Annotated in this window: 20 protein-coding genes; 7 read left to right on the forward strand and 13 right to left on the reverse strand. The window is 60.6% G+C overall.

Annotation, left to right across the window (positions count from 1 at the left end; translation table 11 throughout):
• Window positions 1–17: 17 nt before the first annotated feature.
• Window positions 18–356 (reverse strand): P-II family nitrogen regulator, encoded by a 339-nt coding sequence (gene glnK / locus GKKCFE_RS24860; RefSeq protein ID WP_002555808.1) that lies wholly within the window; start codon window positions 354–356, stop codon window positions 18–20.
• A 412-nt stretch (window positions 357–768) separates the two neighbouring features.
• On the opposite strand from glnK, the gene GKKCFE_RS24865 reads away from it, so the two are divergent.
• Entirely contained in the window at window positions 769–1029 is a 261-nt protein-coding gene (locus tag GKKCFE_RS24865; protein ID WP_076383082.1) for an accessory factor UbiK family protein, read from the forward strand.
• Window positions 1030–1115: 86 nt separating this feature from the next.
• On the opposite strand, the gene GKKCFE_RS24870 is transcribed toward GKKCFE_RS24865, so the two are convergent.
• The gene (locus tag GKKCFE_RS24870) at window positions 1116–2393 is read right to left on the reverse strand and encodes a sensor histidine kinase (protein ID WP_445577220.1); all 1278 of its coding nucleotides are present in this window, start codon (window positions 2391–2393) and stop codon (window positions 1116–1118) included.
• Between the two features lie 276 nt (window positions 2394–2669).
• On the opposite strand from GKKCFE_RS24870, the gene GKKCFE_RS24875 reads away from it, so the two are divergent.
• Window positions 2670–4163 (forward strand): YifB family Mg chelatase-like AAA ATPase, encoded by a 1494-nt coding sequence (locus tag GKKCFE_RS24875; protein ID WP_310663013.1) that lies wholly within the window; start codon window positions 2670–2672, stop codon window positions 4161–4163.
• A 6-nt stretch (window positions 4164–4169) separates the two neighbouring features.
• On the opposite strand, the gene GKKCFE_RS24880 is transcribed toward GKKCFE_RS24875, so the two are convergent.
• From GKKCFE_RS24880 to GKKCFE_RS24890, 3 genes are all read right to left on the reverse strand, one after another.
• Complete coding sequence (locus GKKCFE_RS24880) at window positions 4170–5384, reverse strand: aldose 1-epimerase family protein (protein WP_047226142.1); 1215 nt, start codon at window positions 5382–5384, stop codon at window positions 4170–4172.
• Between the two features lie 778 nt (window positions 5385–6162).
• Entirely contained in the window at window positions 6163–8139 is a 1977-nt protein-coding gene (locus tag GKKCFE_RS24885) for a methyl-accepting chemotaxis protein (RefSeq protein WP_445577221.1), read from the reverse strand.
• A 188-nt stretch (window positions 8140–8327) separates the two neighbouring features.
• Entirely contained in the window at window positions 8328–9248 is a 921-nt protein-coding gene (locus tag GKKCFE_RS24890) for a LysR substrate-binding domain-containing protein (protein ID WP_047226144.1), read from the reverse strand.
• A 159-nt stretch (window positions 9249–9407) separates the two neighbouring features.
• Between GKKCFE_RS24890 and GKKCFE_RS24895 the strand changes: the two genes are divergently transcribed.
• Window positions 9408–10805, forward strand: a complete 1398-nt coding sequence (locus GKKCFE_RS24895) for a NorM family multidrug efflux MATE transporter (RefSeq protein ID WP_445578070.1) — start codon at window positions 9408–9410, stop codon at window positions 10803–10805.
• A gap of 41 nt (window positions 10806–10846) precedes the next feature.
• Here GKKCFE_RS24895 and GKKCFE_RS24900 read toward each other — a convergent pair whose 3' ends face one another.
• Complete coding sequence (locus GKKCFE_RS24900; protein ID WP_047226145.1) at window positions 10847–12517, reverse strand: putative bifunctional diguanylate cyclase/phosphodiesterase; 1671 nt, start codon at window positions 12515–12517, stop codon at window positions 10847–10849.
• Window positions 12518–12793: 276 nt separating this feature from the next.
• Here GKKCFE_RS24900 and rep point away from each other — a divergent pair, with 276 nt between their 5' ends.
• A complete protein-coding gene (rep, locus tag GKKCFE_RS24905; RefSeq protein ID WP_047226146.1) occupies window positions 12794–14803 on the forward strand; it encodes a DNA helicase Rep in 2010 nt (669 codons plus the stop codon).
• A 69-nt stretch (window positions 14804–14872) separates the two neighbouring features.
• Window positions 14873–15445 carry a xanthine phosphoribosyltransferase gene (locus GKKCFE_RS24910; protein WP_047226147.1) on the forward strand — a complete coding sequence of 191 codons (573 nt, stop codon included), beginning with the start codon at window positions 14873–14875 and terminating at the stop codon, window positions 15443–15445.
• Window positions 15446–15567: 122 nt separating this feature from the next.
• Here the strand turns inward: GKKCFE_RS24910 and GKKCFE_RS24915 are convergent, their stop codons facing one another.
• From GKKCFE_RS24915 to dadA, 6 genes are all read right to left on the reverse strand, one after another.
• Window positions 15568–17490: an acetyl-CoA hydrolase/transferase C-terminal domain-containing protein gene (locus GKKCFE_RS24915; protein WP_076383086.1), complete on the reverse strand. Its 1923-nt coding sequence runs from the start codon at window positions 17488–17490 to the stop codon at window positions 15568–15570.
• A 136-nt stretch (window positions 17491–17626) separates the two neighbouring features.
• The gene (locus GKKCFE_RS24920; RefSeq protein ID WP_047226149.1) at window positions 17627–18037 is read right to left on the reverse strand and encodes a c-type cytochrome; all 411 of its coding nucleotides are present in this window, start codon (window positions 18035–18037) and stop codon (window positions 17627–17629) included.
• 183 nt (window positions 18038–18220) lie between these two features.
• Window positions 18221–18769 (reverse strand): cupin domain-containing protein, encoded by a 549-nt coding sequence (locus GKKCFE_RS24925; protein WP_047226150.1) that lies wholly within the window; start codon window positions 18767–18769, stop codon window positions 18221–18223.
• A gap of 128 nt (window positions 18770–18897) precedes the next feature.
• Window positions 18898–19971 carry an alanine racemase gene (gene alr, locus GKKCFE_RS24930; protein ID WP_139048882.1) on the reverse strand — a complete coding sequence of 358 codons (1074 nt, stop codon included), beginning with the start codon at window positions 19969–19971 and terminating at the stop codon, window positions 18898–18900.
• Window positions 19972–20065: 94 nt separating this feature from the next.
• Window positions 20066–20419 (reverse strand): RidA family protein, encoded by a 354-nt coding sequence (locus tag GKKCFE_RS24935; protein ID WP_445577222.1) that lies wholly within the window; start codon window positions 20417–20419, stop codon window positions 20066–20068.
• Window positions 20391–21695, reverse strand: coding sequence for a D-amino acid dehydrogenase (gene dadA / locus GKKCFE_RS24940; RefSeq protein ID WP_047226153.1), 1305 nt, complete (start codon window positions 21693–21695; stop codon window positions 20391–20393). The genes GKKCFE_RS24935 and dadA overlap by 29 nt, the downstream gene beginning before the upstream one ends.
• A gap of 155 nt (window positions 21696–21850) precedes the next feature.
• On the opposite strand from dadA, the gene GKKCFE_RS24945 reads away from it, so the two are divergent.
• Complete coding sequence (locus GKKCFE_RS24945) at window positions 21851–22339, forward strand: Lrp/AsnC ligand binding domain-containing protein (protein WP_003206849.1); 489 nt, start codon at window positions 21851–21853, stop codon at window positions 22337–22339.
• Window positions 22340–22352: 13 nt separating this feature from the next.
• On the opposite strand, the gene GKKCFE_RS24950 is transcribed toward GKKCFE_RS24945, so the two are convergent.
• Entirely contained in the window at window positions 22353–22706 is a 354-nt protein-coding gene (locus tag GKKCFE_RS24950; protein ID WP_003206850.1) for a YkgJ family cysteine cluster protein, read from the reverse strand.
• A 146-nt stretch (window positions 22707–22852) separates the two neighbouring features.
• Here GKKCFE_RS24950 and GKKCFE_RS24955 point away from each other — a divergent pair, with 146 nt between their 5' ends.
• The gene (locus tag GKKCFE_RS24955) at window positions 22853–24166 is read left to right on the forward strand and encodes an NAD(P)/FAD-dependent oxidoreductase (protein WP_274091381.1); all 1314 of its coding nucleotides are present in this window, start codon (window positions 22853–22855) and stop codon (window positions 24164–24166) included.
• The last annotated feature ends 89 nt before the right edge of the window (window positions 24167–24255 follow it).

Below are 24255 nucleotides of genomic sequence, written 5' to 3' on the forward strand. Positions count from 1 at the left end.
GCGTTGGGTTTGGCGGCTTAGATAGCGTCGGTATCGGTTTCGCCGGTACGGATGCGAATAGCCTGTTCCAGATTGACCACAAATATCTTGCCGTCACCAATCTTGCCGGTATTGGCGGCCTTGGTGATCGCCTCGATAACCCGGTCCAGATCCTTGTCGTCAATGGCGACATCGATCTTCACCTTGGGCAGGAAATCAACCACGTATTCCGCGCCGCGATACAGCTCGGTGTGACCTTTCTGCCGACCGAAGCCTTTGACCTCAGTAACGGTAATGCCCTGCACGCCGATTTCGGACAGCGACTCGCGCACGTCGTCCAACTTGAACGGCTTGATGATGGCAGTGACTAGCTTCATGAAACTTTCTCCCGAATTGGTGGACTTGCCCCAGGAAAACAAACCCGACTCAAGTCTAAGCGCAGTGCCTGGCTTTGTAACGCATCGTCGGCCCAAGTTGCCCGACCGGTGCCAGCTAACCACTCTGACGAAGCTCCCCGCCTCGCCGGCTGCACTGCATTCGTCACAGCGACTGCATCAGTGCATGGGTCATCAGCCACTAAGCAGAAACCTTGCCATCTGTGCCCAAACCTTCTGATTTCAGTCTCTTACCCACTGTGCCGGCTCGCGCCGCACCCCGAACAGGAACAATACGCACAACAACAGTGCGGCGATGCCCGGTCCAGTGCGCGAAAAGCGTGCACTCCTTGCTCGCCAATTGAATATAGACGCTGCGTGATACACTGCCCTCATCGTTTTCAGGACACCTGCCATGCTTGCGCCCAAAGACCTCCTCGACGCCCTCAGCGGCCACGCCTCCCGCCTATTGAGCGGCGACACACCCCTGCCCAAAAGCGAAATCGAAAGCCAGTTCAAGGCCCTGCTACAAAGCGGGTTCAGCAAGCTGGATCTGGTCAGCCGGGAAGAATTCGACAGTCAGATGGTCGTACTGGCCCGGACCCGGGCGCGGTTGGAGAGCCTGGAGGCGAAGGTGGCGGAGTTGGAGGCGAAGATAAATCCTCCTACCGAATAAAATCCCCAGCAGGAGCTGCTGAAAGCTGCGATTTTTTGTCTCGCTCCCCTGCAACGCTTTTTTGCCGAGACCTCAAGCCGACTAGGTCAGCCACTCGCGGCTCGCTGAGATTGACCTTGGGCCAGCGCAAGCGGCAACTCCAGGGTAAAGAGCGCGCCCTTGCCCGGCCCCGCGCTCTGCACTGTCAGCTCGCCGCCCATCTCGTGCGCAGCCAGAATGCAACTGTGCAGTCCAAAGCCGTGACCGTCGGCACGCGTCGTAAAACCATGCTCGAACACCCGGGTGAGATTGTCCCTGGAGATACCCTCGCCGTTGTCCTCGACCTCGATCCGCACATGCTTGTCGTCAGTGGCCTTCAGACGCAGGGTAATGCGCGACGGTCGATCCGCCACCGAATCAAGCGCCTGCTTGGCGTTGTTGATTAGATTGATCAGTATTTGCAGCACCTTGTGCTTGTCCAGCGACATCATCGGAATATCGGCGAGCTCCTTGATCAGCGTCACATGATGACGCGCCAGGGACACATCGCAGATGCGCACCACATCCTCGATCAGCTCTCGCAGCGAACCCGGCTCCAGCACGCTGGAGTTACCGGCATAGGACTGCTGGGTGGCGACGATTTCCTTGATATGGTCGATGCTCTTGGTCAGCTGCACCAACTCATCGATCATGCTCCGCTGCTCGGCTGCCAGGGCTTCGGCCAACTTGCCAAGATAGCCGGGTAGCGCGCGACCTTTCGGATCGCTGCTGATAAAGGCGCCGAGATCATCGGAATGCTCCTTCATCAATTCAGCAACCCTGATCACCCCCTGCCCCTTGGATGCGTGCACTTTCTCGTACAAGAGTCGGGCTGACACATTGACGCTATTGAGTACATTGCCCACGTTGTGCAGCACATTGGTGGCGATTTCCGCCATACCGGCCCGGCGCGCGGTAGTGACCAGTTCGGCCTGCGCCTCACGCAACTCGTCATTGACCCTGGCCAGTTGCTGCGGGCTGGGGATCTTAAGGGCCGCAGGCACTAGCCGAACCAGCAGGATGGCAGTAATCACCGAGGCGATAGCAGTGATTACCTTAACCAGCGCCGACAGCCAATAGTAGGGCTGCCAGATAGTCAGGATTTCCATCACATGGCTGGTCCCGCAGGCCAGGATGAACACACCAAAAGCCGTCAGCATCCAGTCAAAAGGCACGTCTTTGCGCTTGTGGATAAAATACAGAAGGGTGAAGGGGATGGAGATGTAGGACAGGGTGATCAAGCCATCGGCAATGACATTGGTCCACAGCAAATCCGGCCGCCACATATAGCAATGCCCGTGGGGCATGAAGCGCTTGTCGGTTAACAGAGCCAGCAGATCGTTCATGGGCCACTCACTCCCTGTGCCGTAGATGCCGATTGGACAAATCGGAGTCTAGCAGGGGCTGGGGCGGTCATTTCGAAGGCTCCGTGAAACGACCGCAGAGCCCTGCTGAACGAACGCGCGCCCTATCGCCATCGTGTTCGCGGGGGTGATCGGCCATTAGTAACCGCAACATCCTGGCAAAATTTTCGCCTTCGATTGCCCCACCGAAAGCCTATCCCACGACTAACCTTCAAGAGCCGCAGGACGCGGCCCCTTATTCACTCAAGGAACGATTGCATGTCGCTCGCCATTGTCCATAGCCGCGCCCAGGTGGGGGTGGAGGCTCCTGCCGTTACCGTTGAAGTCCATCTGGCCAATGGTTTGCCATCGCTGACGATGGTCGGTTTGCCTGAGGCGGCGGTGAAGGAAAGCAAGGACAGGGTACGCAGTGCGATCATCAATTCGGGCCTGAATTTCCCGGCGCGGCGCATCACGCTGAACTTGGCGCCGGCGGATCTGCCCAAGGACGGCGGGCGGTTCGACCTGGCGATTGCCTTGGGGATCCTGGCGGCCAGCGTACAGGTGCCGACCCTGATGCTGGACGATGTGGAATGTCTCGGGGAGTTGGCGTTGTCCGGCGCGGTGCGCCCGGTGCGCGGCGTGTTGCCCGCGGCGCTGGCGGCGCGCAAGGCCGGGCGTACGCTGCTGGTGCCGCGCGCGAATGCCGAGGAAGCCTGTCTGGCATCGGGGCTGAAGGTGATCGCGGTGGATCATCTGCTTGAAGCGGTAGCCCACTTCAATGGCCATACCCCGGTGGTGCCTTATGTTTCCAACGGGCTGCTCTCGGCGAGCAAGCCCTATCCTGACCTGAATGAAGTACAAGGCCAGGTCGGGGCCAAGCGCGCATTGCTGATCGCCGCTGCGGGAGCCCATAACCTGTTGTTCAGCGGACCACCAGGCACCGGCAAGACATTGCTGGCGAGTCGTTTACCGGGGTTGTTGCCGCCACTGGCTGAAAGTGAAGCCCTGGAGGTCGCCGCGATTCAGTCGGTCGCCAGTTGCGTACCGTTGAGCCATTGGCCGCAGCGCCCGTTTCGTCAACCGCATCACTCGGCGTCCGGCCCGGCGCTGGTGGGTGGCGGCTCAAAGCCGCAACCGGGAGAGATCACCCTCGCCCACCATGGCGTGCTGTTTCTCGATGAACTGCCGGAGTTCGACCGCAAGGTTCTTGAGGTCTTGAGGGAGCCGCTGGAATCGGGCCACATCGTGGTTTCGCGCGCTCGTGACCGGGTGCGCTTTCCGGCGCGTTTCCAGTTGGTGGCGGCGATGAATCCCTGCCCCTGTGGATACCTTGGCGAGACCAGTGGCCGATGCTCGTGTACGCCGGACATGGTGCAGCGCTACCGCAATAAACTCTCCGGCCCCTTACTGGACCGCATCGACCTGCACCTGACCGTCGCCCGGGAAGCCACGGCGTTGAGCCCCAAAAGCGAATCCGGTGACGATACGGCTACCGTAGCCGAGCAAGTGGCGGAGGCCCGCGAACGCCAGCAAAAGCGCCAAGGATGCGCCAACGCGTTCCTGGATCTGCCGGGTTTGCGTCGACATTGCAAGTTATCCACAACCGATGAAACCTGGCTGGAAACCGCCTGCGAACGACTGACCCTGTCGCTGCGAGCCGCCCACCGCCTGCTCAAGGTCGCCCGTACGCTGGCGGACCTTGAGCAAGCGGATCGAATCAGCCGGGAGCACTTGGCCGAAGCATTGCAATACCGGCCCGCCACGCCCTGATGGGCATCATGGCTTGCTCAGGTCCACCAGCGGCGTATTTCGTACTTCGGTTTGCTGGGCGCCCTGGATTTCATCGATACGTTTGAGGGCTTTATCCACGGCACCTTTATCCGCCAACAGGCTGTAGTGGATCTGGAACTGCTTGTGCTCTTTTGGCGCGATGGTGGGCACCAGGCCCAGTGGCCGTTGATACCGGCGGTTATAGGAAAAACTGGTGCCCGGCTCCAGCCCGGTCACGTAACCCTGACCTTGGGTATCGGTGTTTTTCCACAGGGAGAACACGGGGAGCGTGCCGGTGTTGAAGCCCACCGATACACCGAGGCTACCGGCCTTGTTGTGCAGCACGGTGAGGGTGTCGCCCTTGGCATCGGCATAAGGCACGACGTTGTAGACGGTTTCGTCGTAGTCCTTGGTTGGCCCTCGGTAGGTTTGCCAATCCGCCAGATCGCCCTTGGCCTTGTCGTTGAACGGCGAGACCTGCTTGACCGGCGCCGCGAAGCGAGCCCCCTGCTCCAGGAACGGTGTACTGAAATTGCTGTGGTAAAGCGCTTGGTATTCCTTCGGATAGTCGCCGTTGTTGGTCAGCGTGTCCTTGAGTGCGAAGCTCACGCTGCCGGGCTCGGTCAGCAGTTCGGTTTGTACCGAGAAATCGACTTTCTTGAAGGCTTGCTCCTTCAGCTCGCCCCGCAGAGTAATCGCATAAGGCGGTTTTTCATCGATGTGCAGCGTCACTTTGTTGGCCGGGATGTTGGCGGCGCGGCCATGCAGCGTCAGCAGCTCGCCGTTGTCCATGCCGGGATGGCCGACCCATTCGTAGCCACAGCGGGTCACCAGCTCGTTGAAGCCTTCGAGCCAGCCCAGTCCACCGCGGCCGTTGAGCTCAATAAACGATGGATTGACCACTTCCTTGACCGGCGAATCCCAGCCCATACGCACTTCACCGACCGAGGCCTGCAGCACGTTCATGCCCCGTGTTGGGACGACCGAGAGCTTCATCGTGCCGTTGTCGATATCGACGATGCTGACGCCTTCCTGCCGACCGCCATGCAGGGTGCGCATTGTCACGGAAAAGGGCTTGTCGGTTTTCACGCCTAGCTGCTGGCTGGTGATTTTCCAGGGCTGAGCGGCTTTATCGGTGTCGAGCAGGACGTAATCCCAGGCCATGGCGTGGGACGTAGCGCCCAGGGCGCTGAGGGCAATGACAAGTTTGAGCGGAGTCATAAGGGCAGCCTTTTCTTGGAGTTGTGCGGTTTTTATAGACTTGAAGAAACGTTTCAGCAAGCTTAAAAACAGCGATAACCTTGAAAACCGCAAACGCCCGCTCGCCGCCAAGCCCCTGTAGGAGCGAGCCTGCTCGCGATAGCGGTGGGTCAGTGGCGGGGATGTCGGCTATGCCGACGCCTTCGCGAGCAGGCTCGCTCCCACACTGGTCGGGGATGGCCGCAAAATCTTCGTTCGTCGCCAAGCCTCTGTGGGAGCGAGCCTGCTCGCGATAGCGGTGGGTCAGTGGCGGGATGTCGGCTATGCCGACGCCTTCGCGAGCAAGCTCGCTCCCACACTGATCGGGGGGATGGCCGCAAAATGTGCGTTCGCCGCCAAGCCCCTGTGGGAGCGAGCCTGCTCGCGATAGCGGTGGGTCAGTGGCGGGGATGTTGGCTATGCCGACGCCTTCGCGAGCAAGCCCGCTCCCACACTGGTCGGGGATGGCCGCAAAATCTTCGTTCGCCGCCAAGCCCCTGTGGGAGCGAGCCTGCTCGCGATAGCGGTGGGTCAGTGGCGGGATGTCGGCTATGCCGACGCCTTCGCGAGCAGGCTCGCTCCCACACTGGTCGGGGATGGCCGCAAAATCTTCGTTCGCCGCCAAGTCCCTGTGGGAGCGAGCCTGCTCGCGATAGCGGTGGGTCAGTGGCGGGGATGTTGGCTATGCCACTGTTGTCGCGAGCAAGCCCGCTCCCAGAGGGATCTGGGGTGAACTTGCTCGCGATGGGTCTGCGACGGCTCAGCGGAAGCGGTCAACCTCTTTGCGCAGGTCCTGCGCCAGTTTTTCCAGTTCCTTGGCGGTGATCGCCAGGTTCGAGACCACTTCGCGCTGTTCGCTGTTGGCCATGGCGATGCTTTGCAGGTTGCTGCTGAGCAGGGTCGCGGTGCTGCTTTGCTCCTGAGTGGCGGTGGTGATCGCCGCGAATTGCTGGCCTGCCGAACGGCTTTGCTCGTCGATGCGCGCCAGGGCCGAGGCCACATTGGCATTGCGCGACAAGCCTTCTTGCATCAACAAGTTGCCTTTTTCCATCGTACTGATGGCGTTACCGGTTTCCTGCTGGATGCTATTGATCATGCCGGAAATTTCGTCAGTGGCCTGACGGGTACGGGACGCCAGGCTACGAACTTCGTCAGCCACTACGGCAAAGCCCCGGCCCTGCTCACCCGCACGGGCGGCTTCGATGGCCGCGTTGAGCGCCAGCAGGTTGGTCTGCTCGGCGATCGAGGTGATCACCCCGACGATGCCGCCGATTTCCTGGGAGCGCTGGCCCAAGGTGTTGATGACCGTGGCAGTGCTGTTCAGTGCGCCAGCAATTTGCTCCAGCGACGAGGATGCTTCATCCATCGACGTACGACCGATGCGGGTTTGCTGGGCGTTATCCTGGGCCAGGCGTTCGGTATTGCCCATGTTATCGGCGATGTTCAACGAGGTCGCGCTGAACTCTTCCACTGCGCCAGCCATGCTGGTGATTTCGCCGGACTGCTGCTCCATGCCCTCATAGGCCCCGCTGGACAACCCGGACAGGGCCTGGGCGCGGCTGTTGACCTCTTGCGAGGCCTTGCGGATATGTTCGACCATGGTCGACAGGGCCTGGCTCATCTGGTTGAAGGCACGGGCCAACTGACCGATTTCGTCGTGGCTCGACACATTCAGACGCACGCTCAGGTCGCCGGCGCCCAGCGCCTCGGCCTGGCGCACCAGATCGCCCAGCGGGGCCAGTTTGCTGCGCAGCAGCCACACCGCCGAGCCCACGGCCAGCAACATGGCCAGCAAGCTGCCGATAGCCAGTTGCGTACCGACACTCCAGGTCACGGCGCGAATCTCGGCTTTCGGCATGCTCGCCACCACCGCCCACGGACCGTCCTCGAACGGCACGGCAACGCTGTAGAAATCTTCAGCGGTATCGCTCCAGAACACACCTTTGCCTGGCTTCTTGACCAACTCCTTGATGGTCCCGGTCGCCTGCTCCAGCGCCTGCACACCCGCTGGCGGAACCAACCATTTGTTTTGCTCATCCAGTACCGCCAGCGAACCGGTCTGACCGATACGGAAGCGCTTGAGGTTCTCGAACTGGGCGTTCTGTGCGTCGGTGTAATCGAATCCCACATACAACACGGCAATGATCTTACCGCTGCTATCGCGTACGGGGGTGTACTGCGACATGTAGAAGCGCCCGAAAAGCAGGGCCCGCCCAATGTAGCTCTGCCCACTCATGACCGGGGCATAAGCCGGGCCGGCACGGTCGAGCAAGGTGCCGATGGCCCGCGTACCGTCCTGCTTGGTCAAGGAAGTGCTCACGCGGATGAAATCGTCGCCGCTGCGCACGAACACCGTCGCCACCCCGGCGGTCGTCTGCTTGAAGTCATCAACTTCCTTGAAGTTGTTGTTCAGCACTTCGCTGCCCAGTCTCAGGGTTGGAGCCTGCACGCCTGCCACCGCGACCGGCTCATCCGGGTGCACGCTCAGCCCCGCGCTGAAGCGTTTATCGAACAGTCCGCTCAATCGCTGCGTGCTTTCACGCAGGGTGCCATGGAACGTATTGAGCTGGTCGGCCATCAGACGCGCTTCGCTGGCCAGGTGTTCTTCACGGGTCGCGAGGTTGGCGGAGTCCAGCGAGCGCAGGGCAAAGACGGTGCTGCCGGAGATCACGATCGCCAGTATCACGGCAAGGGCTAGGCCCAGCTGTGAGGCGATTCGGGCACGAGGTTGAGACATGACGGCTCCTAGCCAAGTGACCGGATCATCCTGATCACGTCGCACACTCGGCAATTTTATTCGGGTGATATGTAGGCAGTCCCTTTCTAATACGAAAGTACTACTTCCACACATTCGGCGGCGAAACCGAATACTTGAGCGCTTTGGAAGGAATAATGCCAAGTGGCTAGCACGGGCGCTTCAACGATTCAGCCCAGACGCTTTACGTCGGGTAATTGCATGGCCTTCACTTCGCCCTGGAGAAAATCGCTCAGACGGCGCAAACGTTCACCTCCTGGACGGGTTTTCGGCCAGACGAGGTAATAGTGCTCGCCGCTGGCGACGGCGGTAGGCCATGGCAGGCTCAAGCGCCCTTGGGCCACGTCCTCGGCCACCATCAACAGATCACCCATGGACACGCCGTAGCCGCGCGCCGCGGCGATCATGCCCAGTTCCAGCGTATCGAACACCTGCCCGCCCTTGAGCGAGACCTGATCGGACAGACCCATGCGCGAAAGCCAGTTGCGCCAATCACGACGGTCCGGCGTGGGATGCAGCAATTCTGCGCTGGCCAACCGCGCCACATCCCAGGGCTGGTCGTTCAACAGGTTCGGTGCGCCTACCGGAATCAGCTCCTCGGGAAACAGCAAGCTTGCCTCCCAGTCGCTAGGAAAATGCCCGTTGCCCAGTAATACCGCGCAATCGAAAGGCTCGGTGTTGAAGTCCACTGAATCGACGTCCATCCAGGCGCTGGTCAGTTGCACTTCATTGCCGGGCTGAAGATGCCGGAAGCGACTCAGGCGCGCCAACAGCCAACGCATGGTCAGCGTGGACGGCGCCTTCATGCGCAGGATGCCATCTTCGCCGTGCAAGGTATGACAGGCCCGTTCCAGCGCCATGAAACCCTCACGCACGCCCGGTAGCAGCAACCGCGCCGCTTCGGTCAACTGCAGGTTGCGACCACTGCGCTGGAACAGCCGACAGGCAAAGTGCTCTTCGAGTGTACGAATATGCCGGCTGACGGCACTTTGAGTAATCGATAGTTCCTCGGCCGCCCGGGTGAACGAGCTGTATCGCGCCGCCGCTTCGAATGCCCGTAACGCATAAAGAGGAGGGAGACGACGAGACATCGGGAAAAGCTCCTATGGCGATATTTACGCACCCTATCAGAAAGTTATCAGCATGAGTTTTAATCATGCCAGTGATCGCTTTTATCCTTTTGTGCAAACCGCTGAGAGCGCCGAGAATCGCCGTTTTACAGCCTTGTTTGAACATGGAGTGTGATGATCATGCGGCATCCGGTGCGAATCGAACTGTGGGCTATCCTGCGGCTGGCAGGGCCGTTGATTGCCTCGCAGTTGGCGCACATGCTGATGGTCCTGACCGACACCCTGATGATGGCGCGCCTGAGTCCCGAGGCCCTGGCAGGCGGCGGGCTCGGAGCGGCGACCTATTCATTCGTGTCGATTTTCTGCATCGGTGTGATCGCCGCGGTGGGCACGTTGGTGGCGATTCGGCAGGGTGCCGGTGATGTCGAAGGCGCCACCCGACTGACTCAGGCCGGGTTGTGGCTGGCCTGGTTGATGGGGTTGGTGGCCGGGCTCCTGTTGTGGAACCTCAAGCCGGTACTGTTGCTGTTCGGCCAGACCGAAACCAACGTCCTGGCCGCCGGCCAGTTCCTGCTGGTGCTGCCATTCGCGCTGCCCGGCTATCTGAGTTTCATGGCCCTGCGCGGCTTTACCAGCGCCATTGGCCGGGCTACCCCAGTGATGGTGATCAGTCTCGGCGGCACGGTGGCCAACTTCCTGCTCAATTACGCACTGATCACCGGCATGTTCGGCCTGCCAAAACTGGGCCTGATGGGAATCGGCCTGGTCACGGCCATCGTCGCCAACTGCATGGCTCTGGCCCTGGCCTGGCATATTCACCGGCATCAAGCCTACCGCGCTTATCCGTTGCTCAATGGTCTGTCGCGGCCCAATCGCCAGTACCTCAAGGAACTGTGGCGCCTGGGTCTGCCCATTGGCGGCACTTACGCAGTGGAAGTCGGGCTGTTCGCGTTCGCCGCGCTGTGCATCGGCACCATGGGCAGCACGCCATTGGCAGCGCACCAGATCGCTCTGCAGATTGTCTCGGTGGCATTCATGGTCCCGGCGGGAATGTCATATGCGATCACCATGCGCATCGGCCAGCACTATGGCGCCGGGCAACTGCTGATGGCACGGCTGGCCGGTCGGGTCGGAATTGGCTTCGGCGCAGCGGTCATGCTGGCGTTCGCGATGGTGTTCTGGTTGCTGCCAAACCCATTGGTCGGCTTGTTCCTGGACCACGAAGACCCGGCGTTTCGCGGAGTAATCGAGCTGGCGGTGAGCCTGTTGGCGGTAGCGGCGTGGTTCGAGCTGTTCGACGGTGCGCAAACCATTGCCATGGGCTGTATCCGTGGGCTCAAGGACGCCAAGACCACCTTCCTGGTGGGCCTGGGCTGTTATTGGCTGATTGGCGCACCGGCGGCATGGTGGATGGCCTTCCATCTGCACTGGGGCCCGACCGGCGTCTGGTGGGGCCTGGCCCTTGGTCTGGCCTGCGCGGCGGTGAGCCTGACCTTGGCATTTGAGTGGAAGATGAAGCGAATGATCCGCAGTGAGCCTCTGCGGCACCAGGGCTTTGAAACTGTCCAGGCCGACTGAAATCCCATGCGGGAGCAGGCTCGCTCCCACAAGGCTTGGTGTCAGCCGATTTCCAGCACCGACTGCTGGCTGCCGTCAAACGTCAGGTATTCCACCAGCTCCGCCAGGGGCAACGGCTTGCTGATCAAAAAGCCCTGCACCTGGTCGCAGCCGTAACCGCGCAGCAAATCCAGTTGCTCCCGGGTTTCCACGCCCTCGGCCACCACTTCCAGGTTGAGGTTGTGGGCCAGGTTGATCATCGCATGGACCAATTTGCGATTTTCCTCGCGCTGCTCCATGCCACCCACGAAGCTCTTGTCGATCTTGAGCAAGGCGATGGGCAGGCTGTTGAGGTGCACGAACGAGGAGAAGCCGGTGCCGAAATCGTCCAGGGAAAAGCGCACCCCCAGGCGACCCAGGGCGTCCATGGTCTGCTTGACCAGTTCGCTGCGGCGCATGACGGCGGTTTCGGTGAGTTCGAATTCCAACCACTGCGCCTCGACACCGCGTTCGGCGATCAGGCGGCTCAGGGTCGGCAGCAACTGGCTGTCCTGGAACTGCCGGAACGACAGGTTGACCGCCATGTGCAGGGGCGCCAATCCCCTTTCACGCAGCGCCTGCATGTCCCGCAATGCCCGGGAAATCACCCAGTAGCCCAGCGGTACGATCAGCCCGCTCTGTTCGGCCAGTGGCACGAACTCACTGGGAGGCAATAGCCCGCGTTCGTTATGACGCCAGCGCACCAGGGCTTCGAGGCCGACGATAGTGCCGCCATCGAGGCTCAGCCGGGGTTGGTAATGCAACTCCAGCTCGTCGCGCCGCAGCGCCCGACGCAACTCGCTCTCCAGGTCGGCGAGGCTGCGGGCGTTACGATTGATGCGTTCGTTGAAGATATGAAAGGTGCAGCCCTGGGTGCTCTTGGCCTGCTGCATGGCGATATGGGCGTGCCACATCAGCGGGTCCGCGCCGGCCTGGGCGCGAGCGTGGGCGATCCCCAGGCTGCAACCGATCAGCAGGCTTTCGCCATCGACCCAGTAGGGTTCGGCCATGGCTTCGGTGATGCGCTCGGCCATCCACTCAGCCCGCTGAGGCGCCCGGCGGGTGTCGATCAGCAGCGCAAATTCGTCGCTGCCCAAGCGCGCCAGTTGATCGCCGGCTTCAAGCGAACCTTTGAGCCTCGACACTACTTGCAGGATCAAACGGTCACCGGCCTGGTGGCCGAGGGCATCGTTGGCGTGACGGAAGTTATCCAGATCCAGATGACCGAGCGCCAGGCCACGGCCTTCGTTTTCAGCCAGGCGCGCCGCCAGCAGGGTCTGGAAGCCCTGGCGATTGGCGATGCCGGTCAGCGGATCCTGTTCGGCAAGCCGCTGCAGCGTGTTTTCCAGCACTCCGCGCTCGCGCACATGGCGCAGGCAACGGCGCAGAGTGGCGCCATCGAGCACATCACGTACCAGCCAATCGCTGACACCATCAGGTGCAGTGGTGGGCTCGTGCTCGAGCAACAGGACCGTCGGCAAACGGCAACGACCGGGTGCCGGCTGCAACGCCGCGACGGTCAGCAGCACCGCGTTGTGGTTGTCTTCGAACAGGCTGCTGACCGACTCCCAGCTCGGGGCACTGATCAACACGACCGACGGCCCCATGGGGGCCAGGCACTCGCGCAAAATCGCTGACCATACCGGCTCTTCGGCCAATAGCAGCAAACGCAAGGGTTCGACAGACGTTGACAAGCTGACTCCCTAGACTCTGCAAGGTAATAGGCGCAGGGCATTATGACCTGCTGACCGCTAATGACCAATGCCAATGGTTCTCAAACACTTGCTTCAGACGGCTTTTCTTACCCTCGAAGCCGAACGCTGGACGCCCATTCGCCCCACATCCTGCGTGAAAGTAACAAAAGCGGCAAATGACAATGCAGTGTTGCGTCACAAGTCGGACAGAGCAGCACAATTCTGTGAGCCTGTTAAAATGCCGGCCCATTTCGCAAACGACTCCCTGACCCTGTCATGTCCCGACTCAATCCCCGGCAGCAAGAAGCCGTGAACTATGTCGGCGGCCCTCTTTTGGTGCTCGCCGGTGCAGGCTCCGGCAAGACCAGTGTGATCACCCGCAAGATCGCGCACCTGATCCAGAACTGCGGTATCCGCGCCCAGTACATCGTCGCCATGACCTTCACCAACAAAGCCGCCCGGGAAATGAAAGAGCGGGTCGGCGGCCTGCTGCGCGCCGGTGAGGGCCGTGGCCTGACGGTCTGCACTTTCCACAACCTGGGCCTGAACATCATCCGCAAGGAACATGCACGGCTGGGCTACAAGCCGGGTTTCTCGATTTTCGACGAGACCGATGTCAAGGCGCTGATGACCGACATCATGCAAAAGGAATATTCGGGCGACGACGGCGTGGACGAGATCAAGAACATGATCGGCGCCTGGAAAAACGACCTGATCCTGCCGCCCCAAGCCTTGGAAAACGCCCGCAATCCCAAGGAGCAGACCGCCGCCATCGTGTACGCCCATTACCAGCGCACGCTCAAGGCGTTCAACGCGGTGGACTTCGACGACCTGATCCTGCTGCCGGTCAAGCTGTTCCAGGACCACGCCGACATCCTCGAGAAATGGCAGAACAAGGTCCGCTACCTGCTGGTGGATGAATACCAGGACACCAATGCCAGCCAGTATCTGCTGGTGAAGCTGCTGATCGGCATCCGCAACCAGTTCACCGTGGTGGGCGACGACGACCAGTCGATCTACGCCTGGCGTGGTGCGCGGCCGGAAAACCTGATGTTGCTCAAGGAAGACTACCCGTCGCTCAAAGTGGTGATGCTGGAGCAGAACTACCGCTCCACCAGCCGCATCCTGCGCTGCGCCAACGTGCTGATCTCCAACAACCCCCACGAGTTCGAAAAGCAACTGTGGAGCGAGATGGGCCACGGCGACGAGATCCGCGTGATTCGCTGCCGCAACGAAGACGCCGAAGCCGAGCGCGTGGCCATGGAAATCCTCAGCCTGCACCTGCGCACCGACCGACCGTACAGCGACTTCGCCATCCTGTATCGCGGTAACTACCAGGCCAAGCTGATCGAGCTGAAATTGCAGCATCACCAGATCCCCTATCGCCTGTCGGGGGGCAACAGCTTCTTCGGCCGTCAGGAAGTAAAGGACCTGATGGCTTATTTCCGCCTGATCGTGAACCCGGACGACGACAACGCCTTCTTGCGAGTGATCAACGTCCCACGCCGGGAAATCGGCTCGACCACCCTGGAAAAACTCGGCAACTACGCCACCGAGCGCAAAATCTCGATGTACGCCGCCACCGACGAAATCGGCCTGGGCGAGCATCTGGACAGCCGCTTCACCGACCGTCTGGCGCGCTTCAAGCGCTTCATGGACAAGGTGCGCGAACAGTGCGCCGGCGAAGACCCGATCTCGGCGCTGCGCAGCATGGTCATGGACATCGACTACGAGAACTGGCTGCGTACCAACAGCTCCAGTGACAAGGCCGCGGACTACCGCATGGGCAACGTCTGGTTCTTGATCGAGGCGTTGAAAAACACTCTGGAAAAGGACGAAGACGGCGACATGACCGTCGAGGACGCCATCGGCAAACTCGTGCTGCGGGACATGCTCGAACGCCAGCAGGAAGAGGAAGACGGCGCCGAAGGCGTGCAGATGATGACCCTTCACGCCTCCAAGGGCCTGGAATTCCCCTACGTGTTCATCATGGGCATGGAAGAAGAAATCCTGCCCCACCGCTCCAGCATCGAAGCCGACACCATCGAAGAAGAACGGCGCCTGGCCTACGTCGGTATTACCCGCGCACGTCAGACGCTGGCCTTTACCTTCGCCGCCAAGCGCAAGCAATACGGCGAGGTGATCGACTGCGCCCCGAGCCGCTTCCTCGATGAGCTGCCGCCGGACGACTTGGCCTGGGAAGGCAATGACGACACACCGACCGAGGTCAAGGCCGTTCGCGGCAATAGCGCCCTGGCCGATATACGAGCGATGCTCAAGCGCTAGAATCGACTACTTTTTACCGAACTTTTTACCAAATCCAGGGGCGCCGAAGGCGTCATTAAAGGAGGCTTGATGGAAGCCCTGCACCAGAAAATTCGTGAACACGGCATCGTACTTTCCGATCAGGTTCTGAAAGTCGATGCTTTTCTGAACCACCAGATCGACCCGCAATTGATGAAGCTGATCGGCGACGAATTTGCCGCGCTGTTCAAGGACTCGGGCATCACTAAAATCGTTACCATCGAAGCCTCGGGAATTGCCCCGGCGATCATGACCGGCCTGAACCTGGGCGTTCCGGTGATTTTCGCCCGCAAGCAACACTCTCTGACCCTGACGGAGAACCTGTTGTCCGCGACCGTGTATTCGTTCACAAAAAAGACCGAAAGCACCGTGGCCATCAGCCCGCGCCACCTGACCAGCAGCGACCGGGTACTGATCATTGATGACTTCCTGGCCAACGGCAAAGCCTCCCAGGCGCTGATCTCCATCATCAAGCAGGCCGGCGCCACCGTGGCAGGCTTGGGGATCGTGATCGAGAAATCGTTCCAGGGTGGACGTGCGGAGCTGGATGCCCAAGGCTATCGCGTTGAATCGTTGGCCCGGGTGCAATCGCTGGCCGGTGGTGTCGTGACCTTTATCGAATAATCGCCCTGCATCCCTGTGGGAGCGAGCCTGCTCGCGATGAGGCCGGCACATCCAACACCAATGTTGACTGACAGTCCGCTATCGCGAGCAGGCTCGCTCCCATAGGGGCTTTGAAGTGGCCGTTAAGGCGCGGTGATCTTGAGACCGGCGAGCAACAAGCGCTGACCCAGCTCTTCTTTCAGCCCTTCGGGGCTCGCCAACTGCATCCGCTCCAAATGCTCGGGAAACTCCGACGGCGGCGGCGCATCCAGTGCAGCCTTGCCCAGCTCCAGCATTTCGGTGAGTTTGAACTTGCTCTTTAGCCAGTTCAGCGCCCGCAACAGGTCCCGCTCCACCCCGTCGAAATCGCTGCCCAGCGGATACTCCGGGAACAAATTCGGATGCCGTGCCTGGATGGCCTGCAAGCGTTCCGAGGTGTTCTCGGCGAAGCGCGGATCGAGGCGAAAATCCTTGGGCAACTTGCCGGCATTTTGCGCCTGCTCGATCAGCTCCGGCTGGAAGCGTGAGTCGCTGATGTTCAGCAGCGCCTCGATCACCGCGGCATCAGTCTTGCCCCGCAGGTCAGCGATACCGTATTCAGTCACCACGATGTCTCGCAAGTGTCGGGGAATGGTGCAATGGCCGTATTCCCAGACGATGTTCGAACTGATCTCGCCCCCCGCCTCGCGCCAACTGCGCAGAAGCAGAATGGAGCGCCCGCCCTCCAGCGCATGGCCCTGGGCAACGAAGTTGTACTGCCCGCCGACGCCGCTGAGTACGCGACCATCTTCCAGTTGGTCCGCCACCCCGGCGCCCAGCAAGGTCATGGTGAAAACCGTGTTGATAAAACGTGCATCGAGTCGCTGCAGGCGCTTGAGTCTTTCCTGGCCGTACAGCTCGTTGATGTAACTGATGCGGGTCATGTTGAATTCGAGGCGCCGACTCTGGGGCAGCTCGCGCAAGCGTTCGTAAAAACTGCGAGGGCCGAGGAAGAATCCGCCATGGATGCAGATGCCATCAGGTTGCGCAGCCTCGTCGAGGGTGCCGGCGTTGGCTCGTTCCTGGGTCGGCTCGTCGGGATAGACCCTGCGCCGGATAATTCCGGCCTCTGCCAGCACCAGCAAGCCGTTGACGAACATTTCGCTGCAACCGTACAACCCTTTGGCAAAGGGTTCGACCCCGCCCTCACGCTCGATCAACTGCGCCCACTGGCTGAGATTCAGCTCCGCCAGCAACGCCTGGTAAGCGGCATTGTCGGCTTGACGCGCCAGCAGCGCCGCCGTCAACGCATCGCCCATGGAGCCGATGCCGATCTGCAACGTACCGCCGTCACGCACCAGGGCACTGGCGTGCAGGCCGATCATATGATCCTGAAACCCCACCGGCATGTTCGGCGTGGAAAACAGCGTGTGGCTGTCCTTTTCGTCGATCAACAGGTCGAACGTGTCGATGCCGACTTCCGCATCACCGGGCATGTAGGGCAGATCACTGTGAACCTGGCCCACCATGAGGATGGTCTCCCCCGCCGCACGCCGCTTGGCGACCATCGGCAACAGGTCGAGGGTGATGTCCGGGTTGCAACTCAGGCTCAGGCGGTCAGGATGCTGCGCATCACTGGCCACCAGTTGCGCGATCAGGTTCAAGCCAGCGGCATTGATGTCCCGCGCGGCGTGGCTGTAGTTGCTGCTGACGTAATCCTGCTGGGCCGACTCGCTGTGCAACAGGCTGCCCGGTTGCAGGAAGAATTGCTGGACGTGGATGTTGGCCGGCAGGCTGTCACGGTGCAGATCGGCCAGGTAATCCAGTTCCGGATAATCGCCAAAGACCCGTTCGATAAAGGGCTCGAGAAAGCGCTTCTGCAAACCATCGCCCAGATTGGGTCGGCCCAGGCTCAGAGCGGTGTAGATGGTCAGTTGTCGCTCAGGCAGTTGCGCGATACGCCGGTACAGGGCGTTGGCGAACAGATTGGGTTTGCCCAACCCCAGGGGCATCCCCAGATGAATGTGCGCTGGCAGGCGCGCGAGTACGTCATCCACCGCCTGTTCGATTGAACACAACTGCACCATCCGACCCTCCGGGACATTCCATGAATGTGGGTTGGACCGAGCTTGCCGGGTCTTGGTTGCGATGAACAGCCTTTGTAAAACCACCGGGCACAAAAAAGCCGCTCGTAAGCGGCTTTCTTGCGGAAGATGCTGGCTATTACAGACCCGACATCTCTTTGATCGCGCCCATGAGCTCTTCATCCGAGCAATCGGCGCAGGTGCCTTTAGGCGGCATGGCGTTGATGCCAGTGATCGCCTTGGCCAGGATGCCGTCGAGGCCGCCCTGATGATCGGCGCGCTCTTTCCAGGCAGCCGTGTCGCCGATTTTCGGAGCGCCCAGCAGGCCGGTGCCGTGGCAAGCATTGCAGTGTTTTGCAATAACATCCTTCGGCGTCTTGGCTCCACCGCCGCCAGCCGAAGCCACGACCTCCATGCCCTTGCATTCCTGCCCTTGAACGCAGACCTGGCCGACCGGTTCAAGGCGCTTGGCGATTTCGTCGTTGGGCGCTGCTTGGACACTGGCTGCCCATAGGGCCAATACGGTTGCTGGTGCAGCCAGCATTTTCATAATTAGATTCACGCGTACACCCTCAATGGTGGCTAGTCACGCCTGCGGCCACGGTTTGCAGGCGGGCGCAAGTATAGCGGGAAGGCCGTCACACTGAAACAACCCCAAAGTCGCAAGGGTCTTGTTTGTCATGACAGCTCATCCTTCGGGCGCCTTTGCCGTCCGGGCACGGCGCCTCTTTTCCTAGAAATTGGCCGGTGTGGCTGCGCTGATCAGTCGCGCCGGCGCATCGAACGGATTACGGAAACGGTGTGGCTTGGTGCTCTCGAAATAATAGCTATCGCCCGCTTCGAGTACGAAGGTTTCGGCGCCGACCACCAACTCCAGCCGCCCTTCCACCAGAATCCCGGTCTCTTCGCCCTCATGGGTAAGCATCTCGTCACCGGTATCGGCGCCAGGCGGGTAGATCTCGTTGAGAAAAGCAATCGCCCGGCTGGGGTGCGCCCGGCCCACCAGTTTCATGGTGACGGCACCGTCGGAAATGTCGATCAGTTCATTGGCTTTGTAGACGATCTGAGTCGGTTTCTCCTGCAGAATTTCTTCGGAGAAAAACTCGACCATGGACATGGGAATCCCGCCAAGGACCTTACGCAGCGAGCTGATCGAGGGGCTGACGCTGTTTTTCTCGATCATCGAAATGGTGCTGTTGGTGACGCCCGCGCGCTTGGCGAGTTCACGCTGGGAAAGGCCTTTGAGTTTACGAATGGATTGCAGTCGTTCACCGACGTCCAATGCTGGAGCCTCCAGGGAATCAGGTTGTGTGGAAAGTGAGCGTTATCATGGCGACAGCGTTCAGTATTTACAACACTTTGACCTCAATCCCGTGCGGTGAAGCGACTTTCGGTAGATTGCGCTTTGCGTCAGCCCCCGGAATAGAGCCGTGGAACCCGGCGCAGGTTGCAGAAAATCTGATAAGGAATCGTGCCGGCCGCCTTCGCGACATCACTGGCCAGGATAGTCTTGCCCCACAGCTCCACGGTCGAACCGAGCCCGGCGTTGGGGATATTCGTCAAGTCGACACACAGCATGTCCATGGAGACCCGACCGACCAGTTGACTAGGCTGCCCGTGCACCAGCACCGGCGTACCGTTCGGCGCCTGGCGCGGGTAACCGTCGGCGTATCCCATGGCAACCACGCCGACCCGCGTCGGTTGCGCGGTGACAAAACGGGCGCCATACCCCACCGGCTCGCCGGCGGGCAATTCACGCACGCTGATGATCTTGGACTCCAGAGTCATGACCGGCTGCAGCCGCGCAGCGACGGCGTTGGCTTCCTCGAAGGGGGTCGCACCGTACAGCATGATGCCTGGCCGCACCCAGTCGCTTGGTATCTGCGGCCAACCCAGCACTGCCGGGGAGTTGCGCAAACTGATCTGCGCCGCCAGCCCCTGGCGGGCCGCCTCGAACACGGCCAGTTGCTCGGTGCTGCTGGGATCGTGCAGTTCATCGGCGCGGGCGAAATGGCTCATCAACACGATCTTCGCCACCTTGCCGCTGGCCAGCAGTCGACGATAGGCCGCCTGATAATCCGCCGGATGCAGCCCCACCCGATGCATCCCCGAGTCGAGCTTGAGCCAGACCGTAATCGGCTTGCTCAGGGTCGCGTTTTCAATCGCTTCGAGCTGCCACAACGAATGCACCACACACCAGAAATCGTGTTCGACGATCAGCGGCAGTTCATCGGCCTCGAAGAACCCTTCCAGCAGCAAGACCGGCCCACGAATCCCGCCGGCCCGCAGTTCCAGCGCTTCTTCGATACAAGCCACGGCAAACCCGTCGGCCGTGTCCTGCAAAGCCTCGGCGCAGCGCACTGCGCCGTGCCCATAGGCATCGGCCTTGATCACCGCAAGAGCTTTGGCCCCCGTCACTTCGCGGGCCAATTGGTAGTTGTGACGTAAGGCTTGAAGGTCGATCAGAGCACGGGCAGGACGCATGGCGGCAGGCTTCTAGGCGGACTAGGTAAAAAAAACGGCGCTGGCTGACGGCATGAACCACCAACAGCACCGCAAGAGGGATCGTTTTCCGGGTTTAGGGCAGCGCTGCCACGACGGACAGCTCCACCAGGATTTCCGGTTCGCACAGTTTGGCTTGCACAGTGGCCCGGGCCGGCGCGACGCCCTTGGGCAGCCATTTGTCCCAGATCGCGTTCATGCCTTCGAAATGGGCGTCGATGTCTTTCAGGTAAATCGTCACCGACAACAGATGATTTTTGTCGGTCCCGGCCAGGTCCAGCAAACGCTCGATATTGGCCAGGGTTTCACGGGTCTGCTGTTCGATACCGGCACTCATGTCGTCGCCAACCTGCCCGGCCAGGTAAACAGTGCCGTTGTGCTGGACGACCTGACTCATGCGGTCATTGGTGAGCTGGCGCTGGATTGACATGTTTTGCAGACTCCTGGTGTTTACTGCCATAACGGGAAATATCGAGGCCTTCGGCGCTGATCTGTGGTTTTTTCTTCGCCATCAGGTCCGCCAGCAAGCGCCCGGAACCACAGGCCATGGTCCAACCGAGGGTGCCGTGGCCGGTGTTCAGGAACAGGTTCTTGAACGGGGTGGCGCCCACGATCGGTGTGCCATCCGGAGTGGTCGGACGCAGACCGGTCCAGAAACTGGCCTGGGCCAGATCGCCGCCCTGAGGATAAAGGTCGTTGACGATCATCTCCAGGGTTTCACGCCGACGCGGGTTGAGAGACAGGTCAAAACCGGCGATTTCCGCCATGCCGCCCACACGGATGCGGTTATCGAACCGGGTAATCGCGACCTTGTAGGTTTCGTCGAGAATGGTCGAGGTCGGAGCCATCGCCGGATTGGTGATCGGCACCGTCAGGGAATAACCCTTGAGCGGATACACCGGCGCACGAATGCCCAGCGGTTTGAGCAATTGCGGTGAATAACTGCCCAGGGCCAGGACGTAGCGGTCAGCGGTTTCCAGCTTGCCATCGATCCAGACGCCGTTGATGCGATCACCGGCGTAGTCCAGGCGCTGGATATCCTGGCCAAAGCGGAATTCCACACCCAGTTTTACGGCCATTTGCGCCAGGCGCGTGGTAAACATCTGACAGTCGCCAGTCTGGTCATTGGGCAGACGCAAGGCACCCGCCAGGATGTCGGTGACATTGGCCAACGCCGGCTCGACGCGGGCAATGCCTTCACGGTCCAGCACTTCGAAGGGCACACCGGACTCTTTCAGCACGGCGATGTCTTTGGCCGCACCATCAACCTGAGCCTGGGTACGGAACAATTGAGTGGTCCCCAGACTGCGGCCTTCGTAGGCAATCCCGGTTTCGGCGCGCAGTTCGTCGAGGCAGTCGCGGCTGTACTCGGACAGACGCACCATGCGCTCCTTGTTGACGGCATAACGATTGGCGGTGCAGTTGCGCAGCATCTGCGCCATCCACAGGTACTGGTCGATGTCAGCGGTGGCTTTGATCGCCAGCGGTGCGTGGCGCTGCAACAGCCACTTGATGGCCTTGAGTGGCACACCTGGTGCGGCCCACGGCGAGGCATAACCCGGCGACACCTGGCCGGCATTGGCAAAACTGGTTTCCATGGCTGGCGCCGGCTGACGATCAACCACCACGACTTCAAACCCGGCACGGGCCAGGTAGTAAGCACTGACGGTACCGATGACGCCGCTACCTAAAACCAGAACGCGCATGTTGAAGCCCTCATCGCGGATAACCGCTGACGTTTTGTTGTACAGACCGTAATGTGCGCAGTTTAGAAAAGATCAGGCAGTGCTTTTCACTATATAAATGCCTATATTTGGCGAGAATTCTCGGCAAAAACCCTTTTCATGGAGGAGCATCACCTGTGCGGACCAACACTCAGACCAAACGTGAGCTGGACAAGATCGACCGCAACATCCTGCGCATCCTCCAGGCGGATGGACGGATTTCCTTTACGGAGCTTGGGGAAAAGGTCGGCCTCTCCACCACCCCCTGCACCGAGCGGGTTCGTCGCCTGGAGCGCGAGGGAATCATCATGGGCTACAACGCCCGGCTCAATCCGCAGCATCTGAAGGGAAGTCTGCTGGTGTTCGTCGAAATCAGCCTCGACTACAAATCCGGCGACACCTTTGAAGAATTCCGGCGCGCGGTGCTGAAATTGCCTCACGTGCTCGAATGCCATCTGGTGTCAGGCGACTTTGACTATCTGGTGAAAGCGCGGATTTCCGAGATGGCTTCGTACCGCAAGCTGCTGGGCGACATCCTGCTCAAGCTGCCCCACGTGCGCGAATCCAAGAGCTACATCGTGATGGAAGAAGTGAAGGAGAGCTTGAACCTGCCGATTCCGGATTGAGGGGCGTTCTTGGCTACACCAATACCTGCCGGGTGCTGGCCATATATTCGTGAATCTGCTTCTCGACCCGCGGATGAATCAGTTCCACCGGCCGCCGGCCATTGGGACACGGCAAGGTCGCCGTGGTGCCGAACAACCGGCAGATCAGCGGCCGCTCGTCATAGACCGTGCAGCCATTGGGTCCCAAGTGCACGCAGTCGAGCGCTTCCATGGCCGCGTCCTGTTCGGCGCGAGTCTTGCGTGGCAAGCGGGCCATTTCCTCGGGCGAGGTGGTCACTGGCCCGCAGCAGTCATGGCAGCCCGGTACGCACTCGAACGAGGGAATCTGTTGGCGCAGCGTGCGGATTTTTTGACTGTTGCAGCTCATCGAAGCGGCTACCGAGACGGGACAAGGCAGGATTTTGCACGAAAAGCTCTGTCCCAGACAGCGCCAACCGACCGGTGTTGCCCATGGACGAATCCCCGGCTTATGCTCCGTAAAATTTCTCAAACACAATAATCAGGATTACGCACATGAACGCCCGTGTTCAGCAACCTGTCCCGAGCCATTCGCACGCCGCCTCTTACTACGCCGCCAGCAGCTTGCCGCAACCGGATCATCCGCTGCTGCAGGGCGAGCTGGTGGCGGATGTCTGCGTGGTAGGCGGTGGGTTCTCGGGGTTGAACACAGCGATCGAACTGGCCGAGCGCGGCATGAGCGTAGTGCTGCTGGAAGCGCACAAGATCGGCTGGGGGGCCAGCGGGCGCAACGGCGGTCAACTGATTCGCGGCGTCGGTCATGGCCTCGATCAGTTCGCCCCGGTCATCGGTGCCGACGGCGTACGCCAGATGAAGCTCATGGGCCTTGAGGCGGTGGAAATCGTCCGTCAACGGGTCGAGCGCTTTCAGATCCACTGCGACCTCACCTGGGGTTATTGCGACCTCGCCAACAAGCCAAGCGATCTGGAAGGTTTCGCTGAGGACGCTGAAGAGCTGCGCAGCCTGGGGTATCGCCATCAGACCCGGCTGCTGCAAGCCCACGAAATGCACAGTGTGGTGGGTTCGGATCGCTACGTCGGCGGCCTGATCGACATGGGCTCGGGCCATTTGCATCCGCTGAACCTGGCCTTGGGCGAAGCCTGCGCCGCGCAGCAACTGGGGGTCCGGCTGTTCGAGCAATCGGCGGTCACGCGCATTGATTACGGCCCGGAAGTGAAGGTGCATACCCAACAGGGCGCGGTCCGGGCCAAGACCCTGGTGCTGGGCTGCAACGCCTACCTCAATGGGCTCAACCCGGAACTCAGCGGCAAAGTGCTGCCCGCCGGCAGCTACATCATCGCCACTGAACCTTTGAGCGAGGCTCAGGCCCAGGCGTTGTTGCCGCAGAACATGGCGGTCTGTGATCAACGGGTGGCGCTGGATTACTACCGACTTTCCGCGGATCGACGCTTACTGTTCGGCGGAGCCTGCCATTACTCGGGTCGTGACCCGCAAGACATTGGCGCGTACATGCGTCCGAAAATGCTCAAGGTATTCCCGCAACTGGCGCAGGTGAAAATCGACTTTCAATGGGGCGGGATGATCGGCATCGGCGCCAACCGCTTGCCGCAGATTGGTCGACTCAAGGATCAGCCCAACGTGTACTACGCCCAGGCCTACTCCGGCCACGGAGTGAATGCCACGCACTTGGCCGGCAAGCTGTTGGCCGAAGCCATCAGTGGGCAACAGAGTGGTGGTTTCGATCTGTTCGCCCAGGTGCCGCACATGACCTTCCCCGGCGGGAAACATTTGCGCTCGCCACTGTTGGCGCTGGGGATGCTGTGGCATCGGTTGAAAGAGTTGGTTTAAAGCGCCCAGCGCTACTGGTGACGCTATCGCGGGCACGCCTTGCTCGCACAGATTGAAAGAGGGCTGTAAGAGCAAGGCATGCCCGCGAT

The sequence above is a fragment of the Pseudomonas sp. E141 genome, from assembly GCF_052659885.1.

Bases quoted from the DNA above. Each gene is read 5' to 3' on its own strand.
- glnK (WP_002555808.1), bottom strand. From the start codon at position 356: ATGAAGCTAGTCACTGCCATCATCAAGCCGTTCAAGTTGGACGACGTG.
- GKKCFE_RS24865 (WP_076383082.1), top strand. From the start codon at position 769: ATGCTTGCGCCCAAAGACCTCCTCGACGCCCTCAGCGGCCACGCCTCC.
- GKKCFE_RS24870 (WP_445577220.1), bottom strand. From the start codon at position 2,393: ATGAACGATCTGCTGGCTCTGTTAACCGACAAGCGCTTCATGCCCCAC.
- GKKCFE_RS24875 (WP_310663013.1), top strand. From the start codon at position 2,670: ATGTCGCTCGCCATTGTCCATAGCCGCGCCCAGGTGGGGGTGGAGGCT.
- GKKCFE_RS24880 (WP_047226142.1), bottom strand. From the start codon at position 5,384: ATGACTCCGCTCAAACTTGTCATTGCCCTCAGCGCCCTGGGCGCTACG.
- GKKCFE_RS24885 (WP_445577221.1), bottom strand. From the start codon at position 8,139: ATGTCTCAACCTCGTGCCCGAATCGCCTCACAGCTGGGCCTAGCCCTT.
- GKKCFE_RS24890 (WP_047226144.1), bottom strand. From the start codon at position 9,248: ATGTCTCGTCGTCTCCCTCCTCTTTATGCGTTACGGGCATTCGAAGCG.
- GKKCFE_RS24895 (WP_445578070.1), top strand. From the start codon at position 9,408: ATGCGGCATCCGGTGCGAATCGAACTGTGGGCTATCCTGCGGCTGGCA.
- rep (WP_047226146.1), top strand. From the start codon at position 12,794: ATGTCCCGACTCAATCCCCGGCAGCAAGAAGCCGTGAACTATGTCGGC.
- GKKCFE_RS24910 (WP_047226147.1), top strand. From the start codon at position 14,873: ATGGAAGCCCTGCACCAGAAAATTCGTGAACACGGCATCGTACTTTCC.
- GKKCFE_RS24915 (WP_076383086.1), bottom strand. From the start codon at position 17,490: ATGGTGCAGTTGTGTTCAATCGAACAGGCGGTGGATGACGTACTCGCG.
- GKKCFE_RS24920 (WP_047226149.1), bottom strand. From the start codon at position 18,037: ATGAAAATGCTGGCTGCACCAGCAACCGTATTGGCCCTATGGGCAGCC.
- alr (WP_139048882.1), bottom strand. From the start codon at position 19,971: ATGCGTCCTGCCCGTGCTCTGATCGACCTTCAAGCCTTACGTCACAAC.
- GKKCFE_RS24935 (WP_445577222.1), bottom strand. From the start codon at position 20,419: ATGTCAATCCAGCGCCAGCTCACCAATGACCGCATGAGTCAGGTCGTC.
- dadA (WP_047226153.1), bottom strand. From the start codon at position 21,695: ATGCGCGTTCTGGTTTTAGGTAGCGGCGTCATCGGTACCGTCAGTGCT.
- GKKCFE_RS24950 (WP_003206850.1), bottom strand. From the start codon at position 22,706: ATGAGCTGCAACAGTCAAAAAATCCGCACGCTGCGCCAACAGATTCCC.
- GKKCFE_RS24955 (WP_274091381.1), top strand. From the start codon at position 22,853: ATGAACGCCCGTGTTCAGCAACCTGTCCCGAGCCATTCGCACGCCGCC.